This is a genomic window from Pseudomonas petroselini, assembly GCF_045037875.1.
Lineage (GTDB): Bacteria > Pseudomonadota > Gammaproteobacteria > Pseudomonadales > Pseudomonadaceae > Aquipseudomonas > Aquipseudomonas petroselini.
Genome location: NZ_CP173614.1, coordinates 709,001 through 732,649 on the forward strand (window position 1 = coordinate 709,001; position 23,649 = coordinate 732,649).

The 23,649-nt window shown below is 61.1% G+C and carries 24 protein-coding genes; 15 read left to right on the top strand and 9 right to left on the bottom strand.

Going from position 1 to position 23,649, the window contains the following annotated elements; all coding sequences use genetic code 11:
- Window positions 1-4: 4 nt before the first annotated feature.
- From ACI512_RS03375 to ACI512_RS03390, 4 genes are all read left to right on the top strand, one after another.
- Window positions 5-1,303, top strand: coding sequence for a cytochrome c (locus tag ACI512_RS03375; protein WP_236382897.1), 1,299 nt, complete (start codon window positions 5-7; stop codon window positions 1,301-1,303).
- A gap of 81 nt (window positions 1,304-1,384) precedes the next feature.
- Entirely contained in the window at window positions 1,385-2,443 is a 1,059-nt protein-coding gene (locus ACI512_RS03380) for a PA0069 family radical SAM protein (RefSeq protein ID WP_093544855.1), read from the top strand.
- Between the two features lie 227 nt (window positions 2,444-2,670).
- On the top strand, window positions 2,671-3,402 hold the full coding sequence (locus ACI512_RS03385; RefSeq protein ID WP_043204601.1) for a carbonic anhydrase: 732 nt from the start codon (window positions 2,671-2,673) through the stop codon (window positions 3,400-3,402).
- A gap of 85 nt (window positions 3,403-3,487) precedes the next feature.
- Window positions 3,488-5,035, top strand: coding sequence for a SulP family inorganic anion transporter (locus ACI512_RS03390; protein ID WP_236381395.1), 1,548 nt, complete (start codon window positions 3,488-3,490; stop codon window positions 5,033-5,035).
- A gap of 67 nt (window positions 5,036-5,102) precedes the next feature.
- On the opposite strand, the gene ACI512_RS03395 is transcribed toward ACI512_RS03390, so the two are convergent.
- Window positions 5,103-5,750, bottom strand: coding sequence for a hypothetical protein (locus ACI512_RS03395; RefSeq protein ID WP_064053149.1), 648 nt, complete (start codon window positions 5,748-5,750; stop codon window positions 5,103-5,105).
- Window positions 5,751-6,118: 368 nt separating this feature from the next.
- On the opposite strand from ACI512_RS03395, the gene coxB reads away from it, so the two are divergent.
- The 4 genes from coxB (at window position 6,119) to ACI512_RS03415 (ending at window position 10,513) form a co-directional block, all read left to right on the top strand.
- Entirely contained in the window at window positions 6,119-7,246 is a 1,128-nt protein-coding gene (coxB, locus tag ACI512_RS03400; protein WP_012721503.1) for a cytochrome c oxidase subunit II, read from the top strand.
- A gap of 58 nt (window positions 7,247-7,304) precedes the next feature.
- Window positions 7,305-8,891 (top strand): cytochrome c oxidase subunit I, encoded by a 1,587-nt coding sequence (gene ctaD / locus ACI512_RS03405; protein ID WP_012721504.1) that lies wholly within the window; start codon window positions 7,305-7,307, stop codon window positions 8,889-8,891.
- A gap of 147 nt (window positions 8,892-9,038) precedes the next feature.
- Window positions 9,039-9,590 (top strand): cytochrome c oxidase assembly protein, encoded by a 552-nt coding sequence (locus ACI512_RS03410; RefSeq protein WP_231809771.1) that lies wholly within the window; start codon window positions 9,039-9,041, stop codon window positions 9,588-9,590.
- A gap of 35 nt (window positions 9,591-9,625) precedes the next feature.
- Entirely contained in the window at window positions 9,626-10,513 is an 888-nt protein-coding gene (locus tag ACI512_RS03415; RefSeq protein ID WP_064053148.1) for a cytochrome c oxidase subunit 3, read from the top strand.
- 6 nt (window positions 10,514-10,519) lie between these two features.
- Here ACI512_RS03415 and ACI512_RS03420 read toward each other — a convergent pair whose 3' ends face one another.
- Window positions 10,520-10,723, bottom strand: a complete 204-nt coding sequence (locus tag ACI512_RS03420; RefSeq protein WP_064053147.1) for a twin transmembrane helix small protein — start codon at window positions 10,721-10,723, stop codon at window positions 10,520-10,522.
- Between the two features lie 28 nt (window positions 10,724-10,751).
- Here ACI512_RS03420 and ACI512_RS03425 point away from each other — a divergent pair, with 28 nt between their 5' ends.
- From ACI512_RS03425 to ACI512_RS03445, 5 genes are read left to right on the top strand one after another with little or no spacing between them, the layout of a single operon-like run.
- Window positions 10,752-11,516, top strand: a complete 765-nt coding sequence (locus ACI512_RS03425; protein WP_231809772.1) for an SURF1 family protein — start codon at window positions 10,752-10,754, stop codon at window positions 11,514-11,516.
- A complete protein-coding gene (locus tag ACI512_RS03430; RefSeq protein WP_231809773.1) occupies window positions 11,482-12,066 on the top strand; it encodes a hypothetical protein in 585 nt (194 codons plus the stop codon). The genes ACI512_RS03425 and ACI512_RS03430 overlap by 35 nt, the downstream gene beginning before the upstream one ends.
- 10 nt (window positions 12,067-12,076) lie before the next feature.
- Window positions 12,077-13,156: a heme A synthase gene (locus ACI512_RS03435; protein ID WP_012721510.1), complete on the top strand. Its 1,080-nt coding sequence runs from the start codon at window positions 12,077-12,079 to the stop codon at window positions 13,154-13,156.
- A complete protein-coding gene (gene cyoE, locus ACI512_RS03440; RefSeq protein ID WP_231809775.1) occupies window positions 13,144-14,043 on the top strand; it encodes a heme o synthase in 900 nt (299 codons plus the stop codon). The genes ACI512_RS03435 and cyoE overlap by 13 nt, the downstream gene beginning before the upstream one ends.
- Window positions 14,040-14,675: an SCO family protein gene (locus tag ACI512_RS03445; RefSeq protein WP_012721512.1), complete on the top strand. Its 636-nt coding sequence runs from the start codon at window positions 14,040-14,042 to the stop codon at window positions 14,673-14,675. Before cyoE ends, ACI512_RS03445 begins: the two co-directional genes overlap by 4 nt.
- Window positions 14,676-14,817: 142 nt before the next feature.
- Here the strand turns inward: ACI512_RS03445 and ACI512_RS03450 are convergent, their stop codons facing one another.
- From ACI512_RS03450 to ACI512_RS03460, 3 genes are read right to left on the bottom strand one after another with little or no spacing between them, the layout of a single operon-like run.
- Window positions 14,818-15,588: a MetQ/NlpA family ABC transporter substrate-binding protein gene (locus ACI512_RS03450; RefSeq protein ID WP_236381393.1), complete on the bottom strand. Its 771-nt coding sequence runs from the start codon at window positions 15,586-15,588 to the stop codon at window positions 14,818-14,820.
- Window positions 15,589-15,638: 50 nt separating this feature from the next.
- Entirely contained in the window at window positions 15,639-16,313 is a 675-nt protein-coding gene (locus tag ACI512_RS03455) for a methionine ABC transporter permease (RefSeq protein WP_012721514.1), read from the bottom strand.
- Entirely contained in the window at window positions 16,313-17,320 is a 1,008-nt protein-coding gene (locus ACI512_RS03460) for a methionine ABC transporter ATP-binding protein (RefSeq protein ID WP_012721515.1), read from the bottom strand. Before ACI512_RS03460 ends, ACI512_RS03455 begins: the two co-directional genes overlap by 1 nt.
- A gap of 244 nt (window positions 17,321-17,564) precedes the next feature.
- Between ACI512_RS03460 and katE the strand changes: the two genes are divergently transcribed.
- Window positions 17,565-19,727 carry a catalase HPII gene (gene katE, locus ACI512_RS03465; RefSeq protein ID WP_268947367.1) on the top strand — a complete coding sequence of 721 codons (2,163 nt, stop codon included), beginning with the start codon at window positions 17,565-17,567 and terminating at the stop codon, window positions 19,725-19,727.
- A gap of 101 nt (window positions 19,728-19,828) precedes the next feature.
- On the opposite strand, the gene ACI512_RS03470 is transcribed toward katE, so the two are convergent.
- Genes ACI512_RS03470 through ACI512_RS03485 form a run of 4 tightly spaced genes read right to left on the bottom strand, consistent with a single transcriptional unit; the run spans window position 19,829 to window position 22,634 of the window.
- Window positions 19,829-20,548 (bottom strand): PA5502 family lipoprotein, encoded by a 720-nt coding sequence (locus tag ACI512_RS03470; protein ID WP_231809746.1) that lies wholly within the window; start codon window positions 20,546-20,548, stop codon window positions 19,829-19,831.
- Window positions 20,549-20,585: 37 nt separating this feature from the next.
- Window positions 20,586-21,374, bottom strand: coding sequence for a zinc ABC transporter permease subunit ZnuB (znuB, locus tag ACI512_RS03475; protein ID WP_012721518.1), 789 nt, complete (start codon window positions 21,372-21,374; stop codon window positions 20,586-20,588).
- Window positions 21,367-22,152 carry a zinc ABC transporter ATP-binding protein ZnuC gene (znuC, locus tag ACI512_RS03480; protein WP_012721519.1) on the bottom strand — a complete coding sequence of 262 codons (786 nt, stop codon included), beginning with the start codon at window positions 22,150-22,152 and terminating at the stop codon, window positions 21,367-21,369. Before znuC ends, znuB begins: the two co-directional genes overlap by 8 nt.
- A complete protein-coding gene (locus ACI512_RS03485) occupies window positions 22,152-22,634 on the bottom strand; it encodes a Fur family transcriptional regulator (protein WP_012721520.1) in 483 nt (160 codons plus the stop codon). The genes znuC and ACI512_RS03485 overlap by 1 nt, the downstream gene beginning before the upstream one ends.
- A 58-nt stretch (window positions 22,635-22,692) precedes the next feature.
- Here ACI512_RS03485 and ACI512_RS03490 point away from each other — a divergent pair, with 58 nt between their 5' ends.
- Complete coding sequence (locus ACI512_RS03490) at window positions 22,693-23,622, top strand: zinc ABC transporter substrate-binding protein ZnuA (RefSeq protein WP_012721521.1); 930 nt, start codon at window positions 22,693-22,695, stop codon at window positions 23,620-23,622.
- Window positions 23,623-23,649: the final 27 nt, after the last annotated feature.

The window sequence follows — 23,649 nt, forward strand, 5'->3', positions numbered from 1 at the left end:
GACCATGAAAGCACTTGTTATCGCGACCTTCGCCCTGTTCAGCAGCTGCTCGGTGAGCGCCGCTGACACTGACTTGATCAAGCAAGGGGAATACCTGGCCCGCGCCGGTGACTGCGTGGCCTGCCACACCGCCAAGGGCGGCAAACCCTTTGCCGGCGGGCTGCCGATGGAAACCCCCATCGGTGTGATCTATTCCACCAATATCACCCCGCACAAGACCGGCCTGGGCGACTACAGCTTCGAAGACTTCGACAAGGCCGTGCGCCATGGCGTCGCCAAGAGCGGTAGTACGCTTTACCCGGCAATGCCCTACCCGTCTTACGCACGCGTCAGTGACAGCGATATGCAGGCGTTGTATGCCTATTTCATGAAGGGTGTTGAGCCCGTCGCCCAGGAGAACAAGGACAGCGATATTCCCTGGCCCTTGAGCATGCGTTGGCCGCTGGCGGCGTGGCGATGGATGTTTGCCCCGTCTGTCGAAGAGCATCCGGTGCAGGCCGCTGCCGATCCGGTGATCAGCCGTGGCGCTTACCTGGTGGAAGGCCTCGGCCACTGCGGCGCGTGCCATACGCCACGGGCGTTGACCATGCAGGAAAAAGCCCTGAGCGCCACTGACGGCAACGCCTTCCTGTCCGGCAGCGCGCCACTGGAAGGCTGGGTTGCCAAGAGTCTGCGCGGTGACCACAAGGACGGCCTCGGCAGTTGGAGCGAGGAGCAACTGGCGCAATTTCTCAAGACCGGTCGCAGTGATCGCAGTGCGGTGTTTGGTGGCATGAGCGATGTTGTCGTCCACAGCATGCAGTACATGTCGGAAAATGACCTGACCGCTATCGCCCGTTACCTCAAGAGCCTGCCGGCGGTGGACCCCAAGGATCAGCCGCACCCTTACGACAAGCAGGTAGCGGATGCCCTCTGGAAAGGCGATGACAGCCAGCGCGGCGCCTCGGTGTATATCGACAACTGCGCCGCCTGCCACCGTACCGATGGCCATGGTTATACACGCGTGTTCCCGGCGTTGGCGGGCAACCCGGTGTTGCAGACGGCGGATGCCACATCGTTGATCAACCTCGTGTTGAACGGCGGTACTCTGCCGGCTACCCATGCGGCGCCGTCGACGTTCACCATGCCGGCGTTCGCCTGGCGCCTGTCTGACCAGGAGGTGGCCGACGTGGTCAGTTTCATCCGGGGTAGCTGGGGCAATAAAGGCGCGCCGGTGACCGCCAGCGACGTGGAGAACCTGCGCCAGAACGACATGCGTACCACCTCCGGTGATGACCTGGGACAAGTGACGCAAAAGCACTGATCCCTCCCTGGCCGCCAAACGGCACTGGTCAGAAACCTCGCGCCTCGATACTGTATATAAAAACAGTATCGAGGCGCTTTCATGTCTACTCCGCTGCCACCCCGAGGCCGGGGCACGGCCACCAACCTGCACAACCGCTTTGCGCCGACTGTCAGCGTGGCCGAAGACGACGGCTGGTTCCAGGAAGTGCCGCCGACCCAGGGCACCGAAGTGCGCATCGAAACGGCCAAGACCATCATCACCCGCAACAACTCGCCGGACTTGCCGTTTGATCGGTCGATCAACCCCTACCGTGGCTGCGAGCACGGCTGCATCTACTGCTATGCACGGCCCAGCCATGCCTATTGGGACATGTCGCCGGGGTTGGATTTCGAAACCAAACTGATCGCCAAGACCAACGCTGCCGAGGTGCTGGAGCAGCAACTGTCAAAGCCGGGCTACGTGTGTGCGCCGATCAACCTCGGTTCCAATACCGACCCGTACCAGCCGATCGAGCGCGAGTACACAATCACCCGGCAAACCCTGGAAGTGCTGCTGCGTTATCGTCACCCGGTGACCATCATCACTAAGGGTTCACTGATTTTGCGCGACCTGGACCTGCTCACCGAGCTGGCCCGCCAGCGACTGGTGGCCGTGATGATCAGCCTCACCAGCCTGGATGATGAACTCAAGCGCATCCTCGAGCCACGCACGGCGGCGCCCAAGGCGCGGTTGCGGGCGATTCGGGTGATGCGTGACGCCGGGATCCCGGTGGGCGTGCTGTGCTCGCCGATGATCCCGATGATCAACGACAGTGAATTGGAAAGCCTGTTAACCGAAGCCCATGCCGCTGGCGCGCAAAGTGCCGCATACATGATGCTGCGGTTGCCGCTGGAGGTGGCGCCGTTGTTCGAGGAGTGGCTGGCGGCGCATTACCCGCAACGCGCAGCCCACGTGATGAGCCTGGTGCGTCAGGTGCGCGGCGGTGAGGTTTACGACAGCCGCTTCGGCGTGCGCATGCGTGGCGAAGGGCCGTTTGCCGATTTGCTGGCGCAGCGCTTCAGCAAGGCGATCAAGCGCCTGGGGCTCAACCGGCGGGAAGGCTTCAACCTCGATTGCAGCGCCTTTTGTCCACCGGGCAGGCAAATGGCTTTGTTGTAGACTGAAGAGGTAAAAGGCGACATCCCTGTGGGAATGGTCGCGTTTTGATATCACTGAAAGCCGCGAGATAGAGCGGTTCATTCAGTTTGAGTTAAGTTTCGACGGTTACCTTGTTCAGCGAGTGACTGATGAGTCGGCGGCCCGGTTTGTAGCGTTTACAACTATTGCCTTGGCCTGACGTCGAACTGAGCTGAAAACTCCCCCTGCATTAATCAAGAGGATGAATCATGAGTGACAAGGATAAACAGCCGTTGGCTGCGTCGGCTTCTGCCTCTCCGGTGGCTGAAACCGCCGATGCAGCGCTGCAGCATATCGTTGACGGCTTTTTGCATTTCCATCACGACGTCTTCCCACAGCAGGAAGAACTCTTCAAGAAACTCGCCACGGCGCAGAGCCCACGGGCGATGTTTATCACCTGCGCGGACTCGCGCATCGTGCCTGAGCTGATTACCCAAAGCTCACCGGGCGACCTGTTCGTAACGCGTAACGTCGGCAACGTTGTGCCGCCATACGGCCAGATGAACGGCGGTGTTTCCACGGCCATCGAGTACGCGGTTCTCGCCTTGGGCGTGCAGCACATCATCGTCTGCGGGCACTCCGATTGCGGCGCTATGCGGGCGGTCCTCAATCCCGCCAGCCTGGAGAAGATGCCGACGGTAAGGGCCTGGCTGCGACACGCCGAGGTCGCCAAGTCCATGGTCGAGGACAACTGCGACTGCGCCAATGAAGGCGAAAGCATGAAGGTGCTGACCGAAGAAAACGTCATCGCCCAACTGCAGCATTTGCGTACCCACCCTTCCGTGGCCTCGCGCATGGCCAATGGTCAACTGTTTATCCACGGTTGGATCTACAACATCGAGACCAGCGAAATCCGCGCCTACGATGCCGACCAGTCGGCGTTCCGACCGTTGGGCGGCGAAGGGCCAATTCCTTCCGCGACGCCTAAAGCGCGCTTCTAAAACACTTCCCTGCCGGGTAAAGCGGTGGCTGCCATGGACGCAGCCAGGCTTTACCGCGCCCGGTAAATGCCTCGGGAGAGTCATCATGCGTGCTGCTCAATTGAAAGCTGTAATACCTCGAGAGCTACTCGCCTCGGTGGTCGTGTTTCTGGTCGCCCTGCCCCTGTGCATGGGCATCGCAATCGCTTCCGGCATGCCGCCGGCCAAGGGCCTGATCACTGGGATCATCGGGGGCCTGGTGGTGGGTTGGCTGGCCGGCTCGCCGTTGCAGGTCAGCGGCCCGGCGGCGGGTCTGGCGGTGTTGGTGTTCGAGCTGGTGCGCCAGCATGGGATGATGATGCTTGGGCCGATCCTGCTGCTGGCAGGCTTCCTGCAGCTGGTGGCCGGGCGTCTGCGCCTGGGTTGCTGGTTCCGCGTCACGGCCCCGGCAGTGGTGTATGGCATGCTGGCGGGCATTGGCGTGCTGATCGTGTTATCGCAGATACACGTGATGCTCGATGGCGCGCCCAAGCCTTCGGGTCTGGATAACCTGGCGGGTTTCCCCGCGGCGTTGGCTGAGGCGATCCCGACCTTGGGTGGCGGATTGGGTTGGCAGGCAGGATTGCTCGGTTTGTCGACGATGCTGGTGATGTACGTCTGGGATAAATTCCGCCCGCAGAAGCTGCGCTTTGTGCCCGGCGCCTTGCTGGGTGTGGGCCTGACCACCGTCGTCAGCCTGGTGCTGGCGTTGCAGGTCAAGCGTGTGGAAGTCCCGGAGAACCTTGCCGATGCCATCGATTGGCTGCGCCCCAGTGATCTGCTGAACCTTGCCGATCCGCAGTTGCTGATTGCGGCCTTCGCCGTGGCGTTTATCGCGAGTGCCGAGACGTTGCTTTCCGCCGCCGCGGTAGACCGCATGCACAGCGGGCAGCGTTCCGATTTCGATAAGGAATTGTCTGCTCAAGGTGTAGGCAACATGCTGTGCGGCCTGGTAGGTGCGCTGCCGATGACCGGTGTGATCGTGCGCAGCTCGGCCAACGTACAGGCCGGTGCTACCACCCGCCTGTCGGCGATGTTCCACGGTGTGTGGCTGTTGGGCTTTGTATTGCTGCTGTCGAGTGTGTTGCAAAGCATTCCGGTGGCGAGCCTGGCCGGCGTGCTGGTGTACACCGGGATCAAGCTGGTCGACATCAAGGCGTTCAAAGCCCTCGGGCGCTATGGGCGCATGCCGATGTTTACGTACGCGGCGACGGCCTTGGCGATCATCTTTACCGACCTGCTGACCGGCGTTCTGGTGGGCTTCGGGTTGACGCTGGTCAAGCTGGCGCTCAAGGCTTCACGGCTTAAGGTCAGCTTGATCGACTTGCCCCAGGACGGTGAGATGGAGCTGCGTCTGATCGGTGCGGCAACCTTTCTGAAAGTGCCGGCGTTGACCCAGGTATTGTCGACGGTGCCTGCGGGAAGCACTGTGCATGTGCCGCTCAATAACTTGAGCTATATCGACCATTCCTGCCTGGAGTTGCTGGAGGAGTGGGGACGGGCGAATGCGGCGAAGGGTTCAAGGCTGGTGATCGAGGCGCGTGGGTTGAAGCGCCGGTTGGAAGGTCGGGTGAGGACGACGACAGGAATGGGTTCGGCGGCTTCTACTGGCTGACTAAAGCGGATCAAAATGTGGGAGGGGGCAAATCCCCTCCCACATTTGGTCGTGTCAGACTGAAAGTTTAAGCCGGCTGATCCAACGCCAACTCAACCCCCAACTGCCGCGACAGGCACGGCCAGCGCTTCCACGCCGCTTCCGTGTCCGGGCTCTTCAGTTGTTCGCGATAGGCCTCGACCGACTCCAGCGCAAAGCTGTCTTCGTTGAGCATTTCATCCACCGCGTGGTGCACCGCTTCATCCAGCTGGTTGGCAAACGCTTCGCCGATCAGTTGATGGGCGATGACATTGGCCACGGTGGTATCCGCCGGAATCAACGGCTGACCGAAATGCTTGATATACAGATCGTTTACTTCTTCCACCAGGCGATGAGCCAGGTAAGCCTCGTCCAGCAGGCCATCGAGCCCTACATGGCCAGCCAGGATAGCGGGTGGTTGCAGGAAAAAATGCTCGGCGATCTTCAGCACCGGCTTGATCTGGCTTTCGATACCGGCCTCGCGGGCCACATCGTTGGCGGCGTCCAGCAACTCCGGGACGAGGTCGATGTAGGCGGTCACAAAGCGGGACATGACAATGTTGCGATCACCGTCAGCCAGGGCGATGGCCGAATGCAGGTGCGGCAATTGTTTTTCCAGCTGCTGGGCCAACTGGCCCGTGCTGGCTTCGTGTTGATGGGCACGGGAAATCTGCTCGCGCAATGCGGCGGTGTTCATGAAGGCTCCAGTCATGCAGGCGTAGGAATAGGGAGAGGATAAGGTAGCTCGTTTATACGAGCGCCTCAGACGCATTTGTCATAATTATTTCATGGTTATGCGCGGGCGTTATATCGAATCGCGATAGATAACGGGATAAACGATTCCGCCGCCTATTTCATTAGCCTGAAACACCTCATTTTTGCTCATTTACCCCTACACATTGCGGGGTTGCAGAGCGTGTCTATACTCGGGTTTGTACGCGATTAGCTGATGACGCCAGACTGCATAAGCAGGCAAGGCTAAGCGGTTGTAAGCAGTATGGAAGCCGCTCCCTTCGACGCAGGTGCATACCGGCGGGATAACAAGAACGATAAGGGGAACCCGCAATGATGCGACATCCACACGTTTGGATGGGCCTCCTGTTGTGGTCGGTATTCGGCCAGGCGCACGCCGCCTGGACAACGAATATGGCGCCAGGGGCGACAGAAGTCAGTCACGCTGTGTTCGACCTGCACATGACCATTTTCTGGATCTGTGTGGTGATCGGCATCATCGTGTTTGGCGCGATGTTCTGGTCGATGATTGTTCATCGCCGGTCCACAGGGCAGGTTGCGGCCAAGTTCCACGAGAGCACCACCGTGGAGATCCTCTGGACCGTCGTGCCGTTGTTGATCCTGATCGCGATGGCCATTCCGGCGACCAAGACCCTGATCAATATCTACGACAGCAGTGAGTCGGATATCGATATCCAGGTCACCGGCTATCAGTGGAAGTGGCATTACAAATACCTGGGCCAGGATGTGGAGTTCTTCAGCAACCTGGCCACGCCCGCCGAGCAGATCCACAACCAGGCCACCAAGGGCGAACATTACCTGCTGGAAGTCGACCAGCCGCTGGTGTTGCCGGTGGGGGCCAAGGTGCGCTTTCTGGTGACCGCCGCCGACGTGATCCACTCCTGGTGGGTGCCGGCGTTTGCGGTCAAGCGCGACGCCATCCCAGGCTTCGTCAACGAGGCGTGGACCCGCGTAGAGAAGCCTGGCATCTACCGTGGCCAGTGCGCCGAATTGTGCGGCAAGGACCACGGTTTCATGCCCATCGTGGTCGAGGTCAAGTCCAAGGCCGACTACGAAACCTGGCTGGGCGAGCGCAAGGAAGAGGCCGCCAAGCTCAAGGAGCTGACCTCTAAAGAGTGGACGCTGGAAGAGCTGGTAGCCCGTGGCGACAAGGTCTACCACACCACGTGCGTGGCCTGTCACCAGGCCGAAGGCCAGGGCCTGCCACCGATGTTCCCGGCACTCAAGGGCTCGAAAATTGCCACCGGACCAAAGGAAGGCCACCTGAGCCTCGTGTACCACGGCAAGCCCGGCACCGCGATGGCGGCCTTCGGCAAGCAGCTTTCGGAAGTGGATATCGCCGCCGTAGTGACCTACGAGCGCAATGCCTGGGGCAACAACAAAGGCGACATGGTCACGCCTAAAGACGTGCTGGCCATCAAGCAGGCGGAAAGCAAATGACCTACTCCAAGGCGTTTACCTCGACCCGCCCCGCCCACTTGCTTGCAGGAGAACGGCCATGAGCGCTGTGATCGATGACCATGGTCACGCCGACCATGCCCACGGCCCCGCGAAGGGCTTGATGCGCTGGGTGCTGACCACCAACCACAAAGACATCGGCACCCTGTACCTCTGGTTTGCCTTCTCCATGTTCCTGCTCGGCGGCTCGTTCGCCATGGTGATCCGGGCCGAGCTGTTCCAGCCCGGCCTGCAGATTGTCGAGCCGGCGTTTTTCAACCAGATGACCACGATGCACGGCCTGATCATGGTGTTCGGCGCGGTGATGCCGGCGTTCGTCGGCCTGGCCAACTGGATGATCCCATTGATGATCGGCGCGCCCGACATGGCCCTGCCGCGCATGAACAACTTCAGCTTCTGGCTGCTGCCGGCGGCGTTCCTGCTGCTGGTCTCGACGCTTTTCACGCCGGGCGGCGGGCCTAACTTCGGCTGGACGTTCTACGCCCCGCTCTCCACTACCTACGCGCCGGAAAGCGTGACGTTCTTCATCTTTGCCATCCACCTGATGGGCATCAGTTCGATCATGGGCGCGATCAACGTGGTCGCGACCATCCTCAACCTGCGCGCACCCGGCATGACATTGATGAAAATGCCGCTGTTCGTCTGGACCTGGCTGATCACTGCGTTCCTGCTGATCGCGGTGATGCCGGTGCTGGCCGGTTGCGTAACCATGATGCTGATGGACATCCACTTCGGCACCAGCTTCTTCAGCGCGGCCGGCGGCGGTGACCCGGTGCTGTTCCAGCATGTGTTCTGGTTCTTCGGCCACCCCGAGGTGTACATCATGATCCTGCCGGCCTTCGGCGCCGTCAGCTCGATCATCCCGACCTTTTCGCGCAAGCCGCTGTTTGGCTACACCTCGATGGTCTACGCCACGGCGAGCATCGCGTTCCTCTCGTTTATCGTGTGGGCGCACCATATGTTCGTGGTCGGTATTCCGTTGGTGGGCGAGTTGTTCTTCATGTACGCCACCCTGCTGATCGCCGTCCCGACCGGGGTGAAGGTCTTCAACTGGGTCAGTACCATGTGGCAGGGCTCGCTGACCTTCGAGACGCCGATGCTGTTCGCCGTGGCCTTCGTGATTCTGTTCACCATCGGCGGGTTTTCCGGGCTGATGCTGGCGATTGCGCCAGCGGACTTCCAGTATCACGACACCTACTTCGTGGTGGCGCACTTCCATTACGTACTGGTGCCCGGCGCGATCTTCGGCATCTTCGCCTCGGCCTACTACTGGCTGCCGAAATGGACCGGCCACATGTACGACGAAACCCTGGGCAAGCTGCACTTCTGGCTGTCTTTCGTGGGCATGAACATGGCGTTTTTCCCGATGCACTTCGTCGGGCTGGCGGGCATGCCGCGGCGGGTGCCGGACTACAACCTGCAATTCGCCGACTTCAACATGGTTTCGTCGATTGGCGCCTTCATGTTTGGCGCTACGCAGATCTTCTTCCTGTTCATCGTGATCAAGTGCATCCGTGGCGGCGCGCCGGCGCCGGCCAAACCGTGGGATGGCGCCGAAGGCCTGGAGTGGAGCATCCCCTCGCCGGCTCCATACCACACCTTCACCACGCCGCCGGAGGTCAAATGAACACGCCTTGGCACTGCGTACACGGCCAATGTGGGAGGGGGCTTGCCCCCGATGGCGGTGTGTCAGCCGACATCATTATTGGCTGTAAAACAGCTATCGGGGGCAAGCCCCCTCCCACAATGGCCTCATTCACATTGGGTGGGCGTCATGGCTGAGTCCGTACCGATCAAGCGCCTGGTCACCCGCCTGCTGATCCTGGTGGTGGCAATGTTCGCCTTCGGCTTTGCGCTTGTGCCGATCTACGACGTGATGTGCAAGGCGTTCGGCATCAACGGCAAGACGGCCGGGCAATACGAGGGGTCGCAGGTGGTGGACCCAACGCGCCAGGTGCGTGTGCAATTTTTGTCCACCAACGCCATCGACATGGTCTGGGATTTCTACGCCAAGGCTGACGAAGTGGTGGTCAACCCAGGCGCGGTGACCGAGATGTTGTTCGTGGCCTACAACCCCACCGACAAACCCATGACCGCCCAAGCCGTACCGAGTATTTCCCCGGCCGAAGCGGCGATGTATTTCCACAAGACCGAGTGCTTTTGCTTCACCCAGCAAGTGCTGCAGCCAGGCCAGCGTATCGAGATGCCAGTGCGCTTCATTGTCGACCGTGACATGCCCAAGGATGTGAAGCATTTGACCCTGGCATACACGCTGTTTGATATCACTGCGCGCCAACCGCCGGTGGCTGTGCACACCGGGGGCTAGCTACTGTTTGCCCGCTCAATCAGGAGAGCGAATACATGTCGACTCATGATACGTACTACGTACCAGCGCAAAGCAAATGGCCGATAATTGCCACGATTGGCATGCTGGTCACCGTGTACGGCCTGGCCGTGTGGTTCAACGACCTGAAGGCGGCGCGCCCGGAATCCCACGGCCCGTGGATCTTTTTCATCGGTGGCCTGCTGGTGGCTTACATGATGTTTGGCTGGTTCGGCGCGGTGATCAAGGAAAGCCGCGCCGGTTTGTACAGTTCGCAGATGGACCGCTCGTTCCGCTGGGGCATGACGTGGTTCATCTTTTCCGAAGTGATGTTCTTTATCGCATTCTTTGGTGCGCTGTTTTATGTACGGCACCTGTCCGGCCCTTGGCTGGGCGGCGAAGGGCATAAGGGCATTGCGCACATGCTGTGGCCGAATTTCGAATTTGCGTGGCCGTTGCTGAACAACCCCGATCCGAAAATGTACCCCGCGCCGGAAGGCACCATCAGCCCTTGGGGCCTGCCGCTGGTCAATACCATCCTGCTGGTGAGTTCCAGCGTGACCATCACCATCGCCCACCATGCGCTGCGCAAAGGCCATCGCGGTGCGCTGAAGATCTGGCTGGCGATCACGGTGCTGCTGGGCCTGGCATTCCTGGGGTTCCAGGCTGAGGAATACATCCACGCTTATAAAGAGCTGGGCCTGACCTTGGGCTCGGGCGTATACGGCGCGACCTTCTTCATGCTCACCGGATTTCACGGCGCCCACGTCACCATCGGCACGATCATTCTGTTCGTGATGCTGATGCGCATCCTCAAGGGGCATTTCAATGCCGAGCACCAGTTCGGCTTCGAGGCGGCCAGTTGGTATTGGCACTTTGTGGACGTGGTGTGGATCGGGCTGTTTTTCTTCGTCTATGTGCTGTGAGGCGGTTTACCACGGCGCATGAGAAACCAGTTGGCCGCTGAAAAAGCCCCAGGTGATCAACGCCAGGGTAATCACGGCCAGTACGACACGCACGGTCAGGGCGGTGACGAGGCGATTGGAGTTGCCCTCGTCCTTGACCAGAAAGAACAAGCCACTGAACAGACTCACAACGGTCGCGATCAGCATCAGGGCAATGGTGGCTTTGAGCATGGTCGGGCTCCAATGGGATGGGCGGGCAATGAAAACAAGTATAGCCAGCGCCGCAAAACGCTTTCGTCCAGGGATCGCACCCACCTTAGTGGTGCTGGTGTTGCTGCCGTTGATGGTGGGGCTGGGGTTCTGGCAGCTGTCTCGCGGCCATGAAAAGCAGCTGCTGGTGGACAGTTACACCGAGCGCCGCGCGGCGGATCCGATCAGCAGTGCGCAACTCAACGATATGCCTGACCCGGCCTTTCGCCGTGTGCGGCTGCGCGGACAATTCGATGCCGAACACAGCGTTTTTCTCGATAACCGCATGCGCGACGGCAAGGCCGGCGTTGAGCTGCTGCAACCCTTCCACGACCAGGCCAGCGGCCTGTGGCTGTTGCTCAATCGTGGTTGGCTGCCCTGGCCGGATCGGCGCACGCCACCGGTCTTCAGCACCCCTGAGCAACCTGTGAACCTGGATGCCTGGGTCTACGTCGCACCCGGCGAAACCTTCCAGCTGCACGCCGACCCGGCGGGCGCGCAATGGCCGCGCCTGCTGACGGCGCTGCACCCGGCCGCGTTGTGGGCGGAGCTGGGACGCAGCGGTTTCGCCTACGAGCTGCGGGCCGAAGCCGGCCCCGGCACCTACGAAACCACTTGGCCGATCGTGGCCATGGGGCCGGAAAAACACCTGGCGTACGCCGTGCAGTGGTTCGCCATGTCGCTGGCCCTGCTGGCGCTTTACCTCTACCTCGGATGGCACAACAAAAAGGAGAAGCCCCATGGGAGCGGCCATGAATCCACTCAACATGTCTGAAGTGCCTGATCGGCGCAAAGGCCGTTGGCAGTTGATCCTGATCCTGATGATGGTGATCGGTCCGATGGCGCTGGCGACCTTCATGTACAAGCTGCAGTTCTGGGTGCCGGACAGTCGCAGTTACCATGGCGAAATGATCGGCAACGGCCAGACCCGCGCCGACATCGGCGTGCAGGCTGATGAACAGCGTTGGCAACTGCTGGTGACCGCGCCCGCCGCTTGCGCCGCGGATTGCCAGCAACTGGTGTACCTCGCGCGGCAATTGCAGATTGGCCTGGGGCGCGATGCTTCCCGCGCCAGCCATGCCTTGGCCAGTGCTCAGCCCCTGGGCAGCGACTATGACGCCAAGCTCAAGGCCGAGTACCCGCAACTGCAGCGTTACCCGCTGGACCTCACGACCTTCAGCAAAAATGCCGGTGCGCCGGGTGATGCGCAGCTATGGATCGTCGATCCCCACGGCAACCTGGTGTTGCGCTACGACGCCAAGGTCAAGGGCAAGGACTTGCTCAACGACCTGCGCCACCTGCTGAAACTGTCCAACATCGGATAAGGGCATCGTCATGGCCAAACCTGGATTTCGCCTCGCGCTGTTTGCCACCTTGCTGGCGCTGATTGTCGTGCTGCTCGGCGCCTATACCCGCCTGACTCACGCCGGACTTGGCTGCCCGGACTGGCCCGGCTGCTACGGCTTTATCAGCGTGCCCAAGACCGAAGCCCAATTGGCCCATGCCGAGCTGCACTTCCCTGATACGCCGGTGGAAGCGGACAAGGGCTGGGCCGAGATGACGCATCGCTACTTTGCCGGCACCTTGGGCTTGCTGATCGTATTGCTGGCCGCGCGCTCGTGGGGCCATCGGCGCGATCCGGGGCAGCCGGTGAAATTGCCGCTGTTCGTGCTGGCGGTGGTGTTCGCGCAGGCGGCGTTTGGCATGTGGACGGTGACGCTGAAGCTGTGGCCGCAGGTGGTGACGGGGCATTTACTCGGCGGCTTTGCGACCTTGAGCCTGCTGTTCCTGCTGACCCTGCGCCTGTCCGGGGTGTTGCCCGCCTTGATCGTGCCCAAGCGCCTGCAGTATTGGGCAACCGCCGGCCTGGTGCTGGTGATCGGCCAGATTGCGTTGGGCGGCTGGGTCAGTTCGAACTACGCGGCGGTGGCCTGTATCGATTTGCCGACCTGTCATGGCGAATGGTGGCCGGCAGCGGATTTTGCCAATGGCTTTCATCTCACCCAGCACATCGGCCCCAACTACCTGGGCGGGCAGCTGGACAGCGAGGCGCGCACCGCCATCCACCTCACCCACCGCATGGGCGCCGTCATCGTCAGCCTGGTGCTGTTCGGCCTGGCCTGGCAATTGCGCGCGGTCGGTATGACGCGATTGGCCGGCTTGCTGCTGATCGCCTTGGCGGCGCAAATCTGCCTGGGCCTGAGCAACGTGTACTTCCATCTGCCGCTGCCGGTTGCGGTGGGGCACAACGCCGGCGGTGCGGCTTTGCTGCTGACGCTGGTACTGGTCAACTACCACGCCCGCACCAGCCTGGTCCGGGTGCGCAACCAGCTGCCGTTCGGCTGGCGCTTTATCCCGCGCAAACACGTATCGGGCCTCATCACCCTTAAAGGAGAGATGCCATGGCGACCTTGATCGGCGCGCGCCACCGCCAGGCGATCTGGCGTGACTATTTGGAGCTAACCAAGCCGAAGGTGGTGGTGCTGATGCTCATCACTTCGCTGGTGGGGATGTTCCTGGCGACCCGCGCCGGCGTGCCGTGGACGGTGCTGGTGTTTGGCAACCTGGGGATCGCCCTGTGTGCGGGTGGTGCGGCGGCGGTCAACCATGTGGTGGATCGGCGCATCGACGCGGTGATGGCGCGCACCCACAAGCGGCCGTTGGCGGAGGGCCGGGTGTCGCCGCTGGCGGCATTGGCGTTTGCATTGTTTCTGGCGGTTGCAGGATTGGCGCTGCTGCTGGCGTTCACCAACCCGCTGGCGGCCTGGTTGACGCTGGCCTCATTGCTGGGTTATGCGGTGATCTACACCGGCTTTCTCAAGCGTGCCACGCCGCAAAACATCGTGATCGGTGGGCTGGCCGGAGCCGCGCCGCCGCTGTTGGGCTGGGTTGCCGTCACCGGCCACATCAGCGCCGAACCCTTGCTGCTGGTGCTGATCATCTTCGCCTGGACCCCGCCGCACTTCTGGGCCCTGGCCATTCACCGCAAGGAGGAATACGCCAAGGCCGATATCCCGATGCTGCCGGTCACCCATGGCGAGCATTACACCAAGGTGCATATCCTGCTTTATACCTTCGTCCTGCTGGCGGTGAGCCTGATGCCCTATGTCATTCATATGAGCGGCCTGCTGTACCTCGCGTGTGCGCTGGTATTGGGCGGGCGCTTTCTGCAATGGGCCTGGGTGCTGTACCGTGGCGCTCAGCCGCACGCGGCGATCAACACCTTCAAGTACTCTATCTGGTACTTGCTGCTGCTGTTCATCGCCCTGCTCGTAGACCACTACCTACTGTTGAACCTATGACTCGAACTCAAAAAACTGTCTTTATCCTGGTGGCCATTGTCGCGTTGATCATGGGCCTGACCGTCAACAAAGTGCTGAGTGGCAAAGGCCAGGGCGATCCCACCGCCTTGATCGACGCCGGCATCATCCTGCTGCCGCAAAGTCGCCAGCTGCCGCCGGTAACCATGACCAATCAGGAAGGGCAGCCGGTGGTGGTCAATGAGTTGAAAGGCAAGTGGAGCTTGTTGTTCTTCGGCTACACCTTCTGCCCGGACATCTGCCCGACCACCCTCGCCCAACTGCGCCAGATCAAGAGCGAACTGCCCAAGGACGTTGTGGATAAGTTGCAGGTGATCCTGGTCAGCGTCGACCCGAACCGCGATACGCCGACCCAGCTCAAGCAGTACCTGGGCTACTTCGACCCGCAGTTCCAGGGCCTGACTGGCGCGAATGTGGAGGATGTGCAGAAGGTCTCGAATGCCGTGAGCATTCCGTTCATACCTGCCGATACCAGCAAGCCGAACTACACCGTCGACCACAGCGGCAACCTGGCGCTGATCGGGCCGGATGGGACGCAGCGCGGGTTTATTCGTGCGCCGTTGAATAACCAGAAGCTGGTGGCGCAGTTGCCTGGGTTGTTGAAGCGCAACTAACAGGCGACACATAACAAATGTGGGAGGGGGCTTGCCCCCGATTGCTGAGTGTCAGGCATTGCTTTGGTGGCTGACCCACTGCTATCGGGGCAAGCCCCCTCCCACGTTTTTTGATCTCCAGTGCTTGGGAGATCGGGTTACATCAGAACGCCGGCAGGATCGCGCCTTTGTACTTCTCGAGGATGAAGGCTTTCACTTCAGGGGTGTGCAGGGCTGCTACCAGCTTCTTCACCGCGTCGGAATCCTTGTTGTCTTCGCGGGTCACCAGAATGTTCACGTAAGGCGAGTCGTTGCCTTCGATCACCAGGGCGTCCTTGGACGGATCCAACTTGGCTTCCAGGGCGTAGTTGGTGTTGATCAGCGCGAGGTCGACCTGGGTCAGCACGCGCGGCAGGGTGGCGGCTTCCAGTTCACGGAATTTCAGGTTTTTGCTGTTACCGGTGATGTCCTTGATGGTCGACAGGATATTGGTCGGGTCCTTCAGGGTGATCAGGCCGTTCTTGGCCAGCAGCAGCAGCGCGCGGCCGCCGTTGGTGGCGTCGTTCGGGATCACCACGTTGGCACCGTCAGGCAGGTCGGCCAGCTTCTTGTACTTGCTGGAGTAGGCGCCCAGGGGTTCCAGGTGCACAGCGCCGACGCTCACCAGGTGAGTGCCCTTGGCTTTGTTGAACTCATCCAGGTACGGCTGGTGCTGGAAGAAGTTGGCGTCCAGGCGTTTTTCCGCGACTTGTACGTTGGGCTGCACGTAGTCGGTGAAGACTTTGACCTGCAGATCTACGCCTTCTTTGGCGAGGGCAGGTTTCACGAACTCCAGGATTTCCGCGTGAGGAACCGGCGAAGCGGCGACCGTGATGGTCTCAGCGTGGGCGGAAAACGCGGCAACGGCGGCGAAAGCAACCAGTAGTTTTTTCATCCAACAAGCTCCTTGTTCGGGCATGGGCCGGCGGGGGCCGGCCATGGCCGTTATTTTCGAGAAAAGTGCACCACCAGCTTGTCGCCGACGGTTTGCAGAATTTGCACCAGGATCAACAGCATCACCACCGTGACCACCATTACATCGGTCTGGAAGCGCTGGTAACCGAAACGGATTGCCAAGTCGCCCAGGCCACCGGCACCGACCACACCGGCCATGGCCGTGTAGGACACCAGTGTAATCGCCGTCACCGTAATCGCTGCGAAAATGCCCGGACGGGCTTCGGGCAGCAAGGCATTGGTGATGATCTGGCGGGTGCTGGCGCCCATGGATTGGGTGGCTTCGATGATGCCGCGGTCCACTTCACGCAAGGCGGTTTCCACCAACCGCGCAAAGAACGGCGTCGCGCCCACGACCAGCGGCGGAATCGCACCCGCCACACCCAGCGAAGTGCCGGTGAGCAGTACGGTGAACGGGATCATCACGATCAACAGAATGATGAACGGCAGCGAGCGCAGAATGTTCACAATCAGCGACAGCAGCGCGTACAGGCCCTTCTGCTCGAACAGTTGGCGCGGGCTGGTCAGGAACAGCAGCACACCCAGCGGCAGGCCGAGCACCACGGTGAAGAACAGCGAGCCGAACAGCATGGTCATGGTGTCGCCCGTGGCCAGCCAGATTTCAGACCAGTCGATATTGGCGAAGAAACTCATCAGGACTTCCATTAGCGCAGGACCTCCATGTGGACGTCGGCGGCGGTGAAACGTGCAAACGCGGCTTCCATGTCACCACCGGTGACGGCAAGGGTCAGTTGCCCGTAAGGGATGTCTTTGATGCGGTCGATACGACCGGCCAGGATGCTGTAGTCCACCCCCGTTTCCCGGGCGACGGTACCCAGCAATGGTGCGTAGGTCGCTTCGCCCTGGAATGTCAGGCGCACGATGCGGCCCGGCACGTGGGCGAAGTCATCGTGTTGCTCGCCTTCGTCGACCTGCTCGGCTTCTTGCACGAAGCGTTTGGTTGTCGGGTGCTTGGGGTGCAGGAACACATCGGCCACCGAGCCTTGCTCGACGATCACGCCGGCGTCCATCACGGCCACTTGGTCGCAGACGCGGCGGATCACGTCCATTTCATGGGTGATCAGCACGATGGTCAGCTTCAACTCGCGGTTGATCTCGGCCAGCAGTTGCAGCACCGAAGCGGTGGTCTGCGGGTCAAGGGCACTGGTCGCTTCGTCGCACAGCAAAATCTTTGGCTTGGTCGCCAGGGCGCGGGCGATGCCGACGCGTTGCTTCTGGCCACCGGACAACTGCGCCGGGTATTTCTTGGCGTGGTCGGACAGGCCGACGCGGGCGAGCAATTCGGCCACTCGCAGGTCGATGTCCTTGCGCGACAATTCGCCGGCCAGGGTAAGCGGCAGCGCCACGTTGTCGGCGACGGTCTTGGAGGCCAGCAGGTTGAAGTGCTGGAAGATCATCCCGACCTGCTGGCGGAAACGGCGCAGGCCGTTGGCATCCAGGGCGGTGACTTCTTCGCCATCCACCGTGATCTTGCCGCCGCTCGGTTCTTCGAGGCGGTTGATCAGGCGCAGCAGGGTGCTTTTACCCGCACCAGAGTGGCCGATCAGGCCGAATACCTGGCCGTTTTCGACACTCAAGCTGGTGGAGTGCAGCGCGGGAATATCCTTACCGGCGACGCGGTAGGTTTTATGGACGTTTTGAAACTCGATCACGTAGCGAACCTTGTGGGGCGCATGGAAAAGGGATCAGCGGTTAGCCGGGCGCGCATTTTAGCCTGTCCGTATAGCGTTTCTTAGCATTTATTTCGCATTCAACCTTTGATTTGGCAATAACGCGATCAAAGGTCATAAAAAAGGAACGGCCCAAAACCCCATCAGTCACTACTTAAGCAACTCGATTTCCCAGGTGCCGTGCCTGGGGTTTTGCTCAAACGAGCCGGGGACCGCTCTGGCCACTTTGAATAAGGAGTTTTGTCTGATGAGTACCAAGAAGCCAGCCACCCCGCCGAAGAGTGAACTCGCGGGCACCGATACCCTGGACCGTGGCAACACCAACGCCAAGCTGCAGGCCCTGGAGGAATTCCGTTCCGATGCGACCGGCCAGGCCCTGCGTACCAACCAAGGCGTCAAGATTTCCGACAACCAGAACACGTTGAAAGTCGGCTCCCGTGGCCCATCGCTGCTGGAAGACTTCATCATGCGTGAAAAAATCACGCACTTTGACCATGAACGCATCCCGGAGCGCATCGTGCATGCCCGTGGTACGGGTGCCCATGGCTATTTCCAGACGTATGAGAACCATTCGGCGCTGACCAAGGCCGGGTTCCTGCGTGACCCTGGGCATAAAACGCCGGTATTCACACGCTTTTCCACCGTGCAGGGCCCGCGTGGCTCGGGTGATACGGTGCGCGACGTACGGGGCTTTGCCGTGAAGTTTTTCACCGAAGAAGGCAACTTCGACCTGGTGGGCAACAACATGCCGGTGTTTTTCATTCAGGACGCGATCAAGTTTCCTGACTTCGTGCACGCCGTTAAGCCTGAACCGCACAACGAAATTCCTACCGGCGGATCTGCACACGATACGTTCTGGGACTTCGTTTCGTTGCAGCCCGAATCTGCCCACATGGTGATCTGGGCAATGTCTGACCGCGCCATTCCAAAAAGCCTGCGCAGCATGCAGGGCTTTGGCGTGCACACCTTCCGCCTGGTGAATGCCGAGGGTCAATCCAACTTCGTCAAATTCCACTGGCGCCCTACGGCGGGTACTTGCTCGCTGGTGTGGGACGAGGCGCAGAAGCTGGCCGGTAAAGACACGGACTACCATCGCCGCGATCTGTGGGAAGCCATTGAGATGGGCGACTACCCTGAGTGGGAATTGGGCGTGCAGGTTATTCCTGAGGACAAGGAGCATGCCTTCGACTTCGACATTCTCGACCCGACCAAGCTGATTCCCGAAGAGCTGGTGCCCATCACCCCATTGGGCAAGATGGTGCTCAACCGCAACCCGGATAACTTCTTTGCTGAAGTCGAACAGGTGGCATTCTGCCCAGGGCATATCGTGCCGGGTATCGACTTCTCCAATGACCCACTGCTGCAAGGTCGACTGTTTTCCTACACCGATACGCAGATCAGCCGACTGGGTGGCCCGAACTTTCACCAGCTGCCGATTAACCAGCCTGTGACGCCGCTGCATAACAACCAGCGCGACGCCATGCACCGCAGCACCATCGACAAAGGACGTGCGGCTTACGAGCCAAACTCCATCGATGGCGGCTGGCCGAAAGAAACCCCGCCGGCGGCGCAGGATGGCGGTTTTGAGTCTTACCCTGAGCGTATCGATGCGCACAAGATCCGTGAGCGCAGCGAGTCGTTCGGCGATCACTTCTCCCAAGCGCGCCTGTTCTTCCGCAGCATGAGCAAGCACGAGCAAGAGCACATCATCGCGGCTTATAGCTTTGAGTTGGGCAAGGTGGAGCGTGAGTTCATTCGCGCGCGCCAGGTCAACGAGATCCTGGCCAATATCGACCTCGAACTGGCCAAGCGCGTGGCGCACAACCTGGGGCTGCCAGCACCGACCAAACGCACTGTACCGGAGCGCAAAACCCAGCCGGATCGCTCGCCAGCATTGAGCCAGGCGAACCTGCTGCCGGGCGATATCAAGACGCGAAAAGTGGCGATACTGGCGGCCAATGGTGTGGACGGCGTGGCGATTGCCGCGTTGAAGAAGGCGCTGGAAGCGGAAGGTGCTCACGCCAAACTGCTGGGGCCGACCTCGGCACCGGTGAAGACGGCCGATGGCAAGAGCCTGCCGGTGGATGCGTCGATGGAAGGCATGCCGTCCATTGCGTTTGATGCGGTGTTCGTGCCGGGCGGGAAAGAGTCGATCAAGGCGTTGAGCGGTGACGGTGTGGCGCTGCATTTCGTGCTGGAGGCGTACAAGCACCTGAAGGCGATTACCGTCGCCAATGATGCGAAGCCATTGCTGGAACTGTTGAAGCTTGAGGCGGATGCAGGGCTGATCGTCGGGTCGGATGCCAAGGCGTTCAAGGCGTTTTTTGCCGCGATTGGACAGCATCGGGTGTGGGATCGTGAGGCGAAGGCCAAGGCGATTCCGGCTTAAGTCTTTGGTGGTTTGTTAGATCGTCATCGGGGGCAAGCCCCCTCCCACATTTGAGCGGTGAATACGTTCAACGTGTGGGAGGGGGCTTGCCCCCGATGTTTTTACTCCGCCTTGCGCGGAATCAGCACAACCTGCGCCGGAATATTCTTCAGAATCTGCCGGTGAATCTTCAGGTCATACCCCGAATCGATATGCTTCACCCGTTTGGTCAGCAAGGTGGCCAGCCACGGGTAATCCTCTGTGCGCGGTGCCTGGATGCTCACATCGCACTGGTAATTCACCACATCGGTGGCAATTGCATCCAGCTGGTGGCGCAGTTCTTCGATATTGGTGAGGTTCAGCGCCACGGTCGTGCTGGGTGCCGCCGGGTCGATGACCTTGGCGGCGGGCTTGGCTTCGGCGGCTTTCAAGGCGGCCTCGGCTTTGTCCAGCTCGGCTTTGCGGGCGTGGGTGATGGCGCTGTTTACGCCGCCGGTGAGTGCGGGTGCCTTGGGCATCAGGGCGCGGGCACGGCTGAGGGCGGTGGCGGCGGCGTTTACGTCACCTTTTTGCAGCACGATCTGACTGCGCTGCAGATAGGCTTCGGCCAATTGACGCTGGTAGGTTTCCAGCGCCGGGTCGTTGGGCGACTGGGCCTGTAGCGCGGCTAACTGGTCTTCGGCGGTGGCCAACTCGCTGCTGGCCAGGTTTTGCTCCAGCTGTGCAATGGCCACAGCGCGTGCGTCCGGGGCCTCGGGGGCAGCGGGCGGTGTGCTTTGACAGGCGCCCAGCAGCAGGGAAAATGCGGCAAGGAGCAGATAACGGGAGGTGAACGGCTTCATTCCTGCGACTCTCTATTTGCGCAAAAAGCGAGCAAGTCTACACCCCTCGACGGGGCAGGACAAAACTCAGCAAAAACAGGGCGGCGGCCGTGACCACAATCGATGGCCCGGCGGGCGTATCCTTGAACCAGGACAGCGCCAAACCCCCGCACACTGCGAGCATCCCCAACAGGCTGGCGCCGATCGCCATTTGCTCCGGCGAACGGGCATGGCGCTGGGCAGCGGCTGCAGGAATGATCAACAGCGACGTGATCAACAATACGCCCACTATCTTCATCGCGACAGCAATCACCACGGCGATCAGCAACATCAGGGCCATGCGCAGGCTCGGCACCGGCAAGCCCTCGACCGTGGCCAGCTCTTCGTGCACGGTAATCGCCAGCAATGGGCGCCACAGGGCGACCAGCAATACCAGGACGGCCGCGCTGCCGCCGAGGATCCACGCAAGGTCGGTGGGGCTGATCGCCAACAAATCGCCGAACAGGTAGGCCATCAAGTCGATGCGCACTTCGTGCATGAAGCTCAGCACCACCAGGCCCAACGACAGGGTGCTCGGCGCCAGGATGCCGAGCAAGGTGTCGGAAGCCAGCGGCTGGCGCTGCTGCAGAGTCACCAGCAGCACCGCCAGGAGCAGGCAGCCCACGGTCACGGCGATGGTGGGGCTGACATCCAGCAAGAAGCCCATGGCCACACCCAGCAGCGCAGCGTGGGACAACGTGTCGCCGAAGTAAGCCATGCGCCGCCAGACCACGAACGAGCCCAGTGGGCCCGCCACCAGCGCCAAAGCCAAGCCTGCCAGCAGGGCGTAGAGCAGAAAATCAGCCATGCTTGCAGCTATCTCCATGAACGTGGGTGTGAGGGGCGACGGGATCGTCGACCACGGCGCCATGCAGATCGTGGGCGTGGTCGTGATGGTGGTGGTAGATCGCCAGGCTTTGGGCATTCTTGCCGAACAGCTCGACGAAGGCCGGGTCGCCGCTGACCTGTTCCGGATGACCGGAGCAGCACACGTGGCGGTTGAGGCACACCACTTGGTCGGTGGTGCTCATCACCAAGTGCAGATCGTGGGACACCATCAGCACGCCGCAGCCATGACGGTCGCGCAGCCGGGTGATCAGGCTGTATAGCTCGGCCTGGCCGGCGACGTCGACGCCTTGCACAGGCTCATCCAGCACCAACAGTTCCGGCTCGCGCAACAGGGCGCGGGCCAGTAGCACGCGCTGCATTTCGCCGCCGGAGATGCTTTGCACCGGGCTGTCGATCACCTGTTCAGCGCCGACTTCCTTGAGCGCAGCCTGGGCGCGGGCGCGATCCACGCCTGGCACCAGGCGCAGGAAGCGCAACACGGAGAGTGGCAGTGTGGGGTCGACGTGCAGCTTCTGCGGCATATAACCGACGCGCAGCTTGGGTTTGCGCCACACGCTGCCGGTGTCGGGCTTGAGCAGTCCGAGCACGGCGCGTACCAGGGTGGTCTTGCCGGCGCCGTTGGGGCCGATCAGGGTGACGATCTGCCCAGGCTCAACGCTGAGTGCGATGTTATCCAGCACGGTTTGCCCGGCGAACGTGACCCCGACCTGCTCCAGGCGGATTAACGCGTTGCTCATCAAGCCCCCTGGCAGCCCGAGCACAGGCCGACCACTTCGACCGTTTGCCCTTCGACCCGGAAGCCGACATCGGCGGAGCTTTTGATGATGGCGTCGCTGATGCTTTTTTGTTCAAGCTCGATGGCGGCGTGGCACTCGCGGCAGATCAGGAACTGGCCCTGGTGCGCGTGTTCCGGGTGGCTGCAGCCGACGAAGGCGTTGAGCGAGGCGATGCGGTGCACCAGGCCGTTTTCCAGCAGGAAGTCCAGCGCGCGGTACACGGTCGGCGGTGCGGCGCGGCGGCCATCCTGCTCGCTGAGCACGCCGAGAATGTCGTAGGCGCCCAGCGGCTTGTGGCTCTGCCACACCAGTTCCAGCACGCGGCGCCGCAAGGCGGTCAGGCGCAACCCCTTCTGTGTGCACAGGGTGTCGGCCTCCGACAGCGCAGTATGCACGCAGTGAGAGTGGTCGTGGGGACGGCTGGCAAGCGGTGTTTTAGGCATGAGCGGCGACAGATATTTGATAGAGACGTTATTATGTTACCCGTTCCTACGCCATTGAGTGGTCATCGTGTCCCGACTTTTTCCCGTTTTTGTCGTGTTTGTCACCAGTTTGTTCATTACTGGCGCCGCTCAGGCCGAGGTCAAGGTGCTGACCAGCATCAAGCCATTGCAGTTGATTGCCGCTGCTGTGCAGGACGGCGTAGCGGTTCCCGAGGTGTTGTTGCCGCCGGGTGCATCGCCTCATAACTACGCATTGCGACCATCCGACGTACGGCGCGTGCAGTCGGTGGACCTGTTGTACTGGATCGGTCCGGATATGGAGAGTTTCCTACCACGCGTGCTTAAAGGTCGTACGGCCGCAACGGTGGCGGTGCAGGACCTTCCGGGAATGAAGCTGCGTCGATTCGCCGAAGATAGCCACTCCCACGCCGACGATGCCGACGAGCACGACCACGATCACCGACCAGGCAGCCTGGATGCGCACTTGTGGCTATCGACCGTAAACGCTCGGGTGATTGCCGCGCGTATGGCGACTGACCTGGCGACAGCCGACCCGGCCAATGCCACGCGTTACCAGAGCAACGTGAAGGCCTTCGATGAGCGCCTGGATGCCCTGGACGCGCGCTTGAAAGCCCGCTTGGCGCCAATTGATGGCAAACCTTACTTCGTGTTCCACGAAGCCTTCGATTACTTCGAAGACGCTTATGGGCTCAAGCATGCCGGTGTGTTCAGCGTTGCCGCAGAGGTACAGCCTGGCGCCCAGCACGTGGCGGCGATGCGTACGCGTTTGCAGGAAGTGGGCAAGACGTGCGTGTTCAGCGAGCCGCCGTTGCGCCCGCGTCTGGCTGAAACGCTGGTGGCCGGGTTGCCGGTGAAGCTGGCGGAGTTGGATGCGCTCGGCGGGTATACCCCGGCGACGGCTCAAGGTTATGAGCAGGTGCTGGAGAAACTGGGGAATGACTTGGCGGGTTGCCTGGAATCGTTGTGAGACGCAGCGCAGATCTAAGGTGGGAGG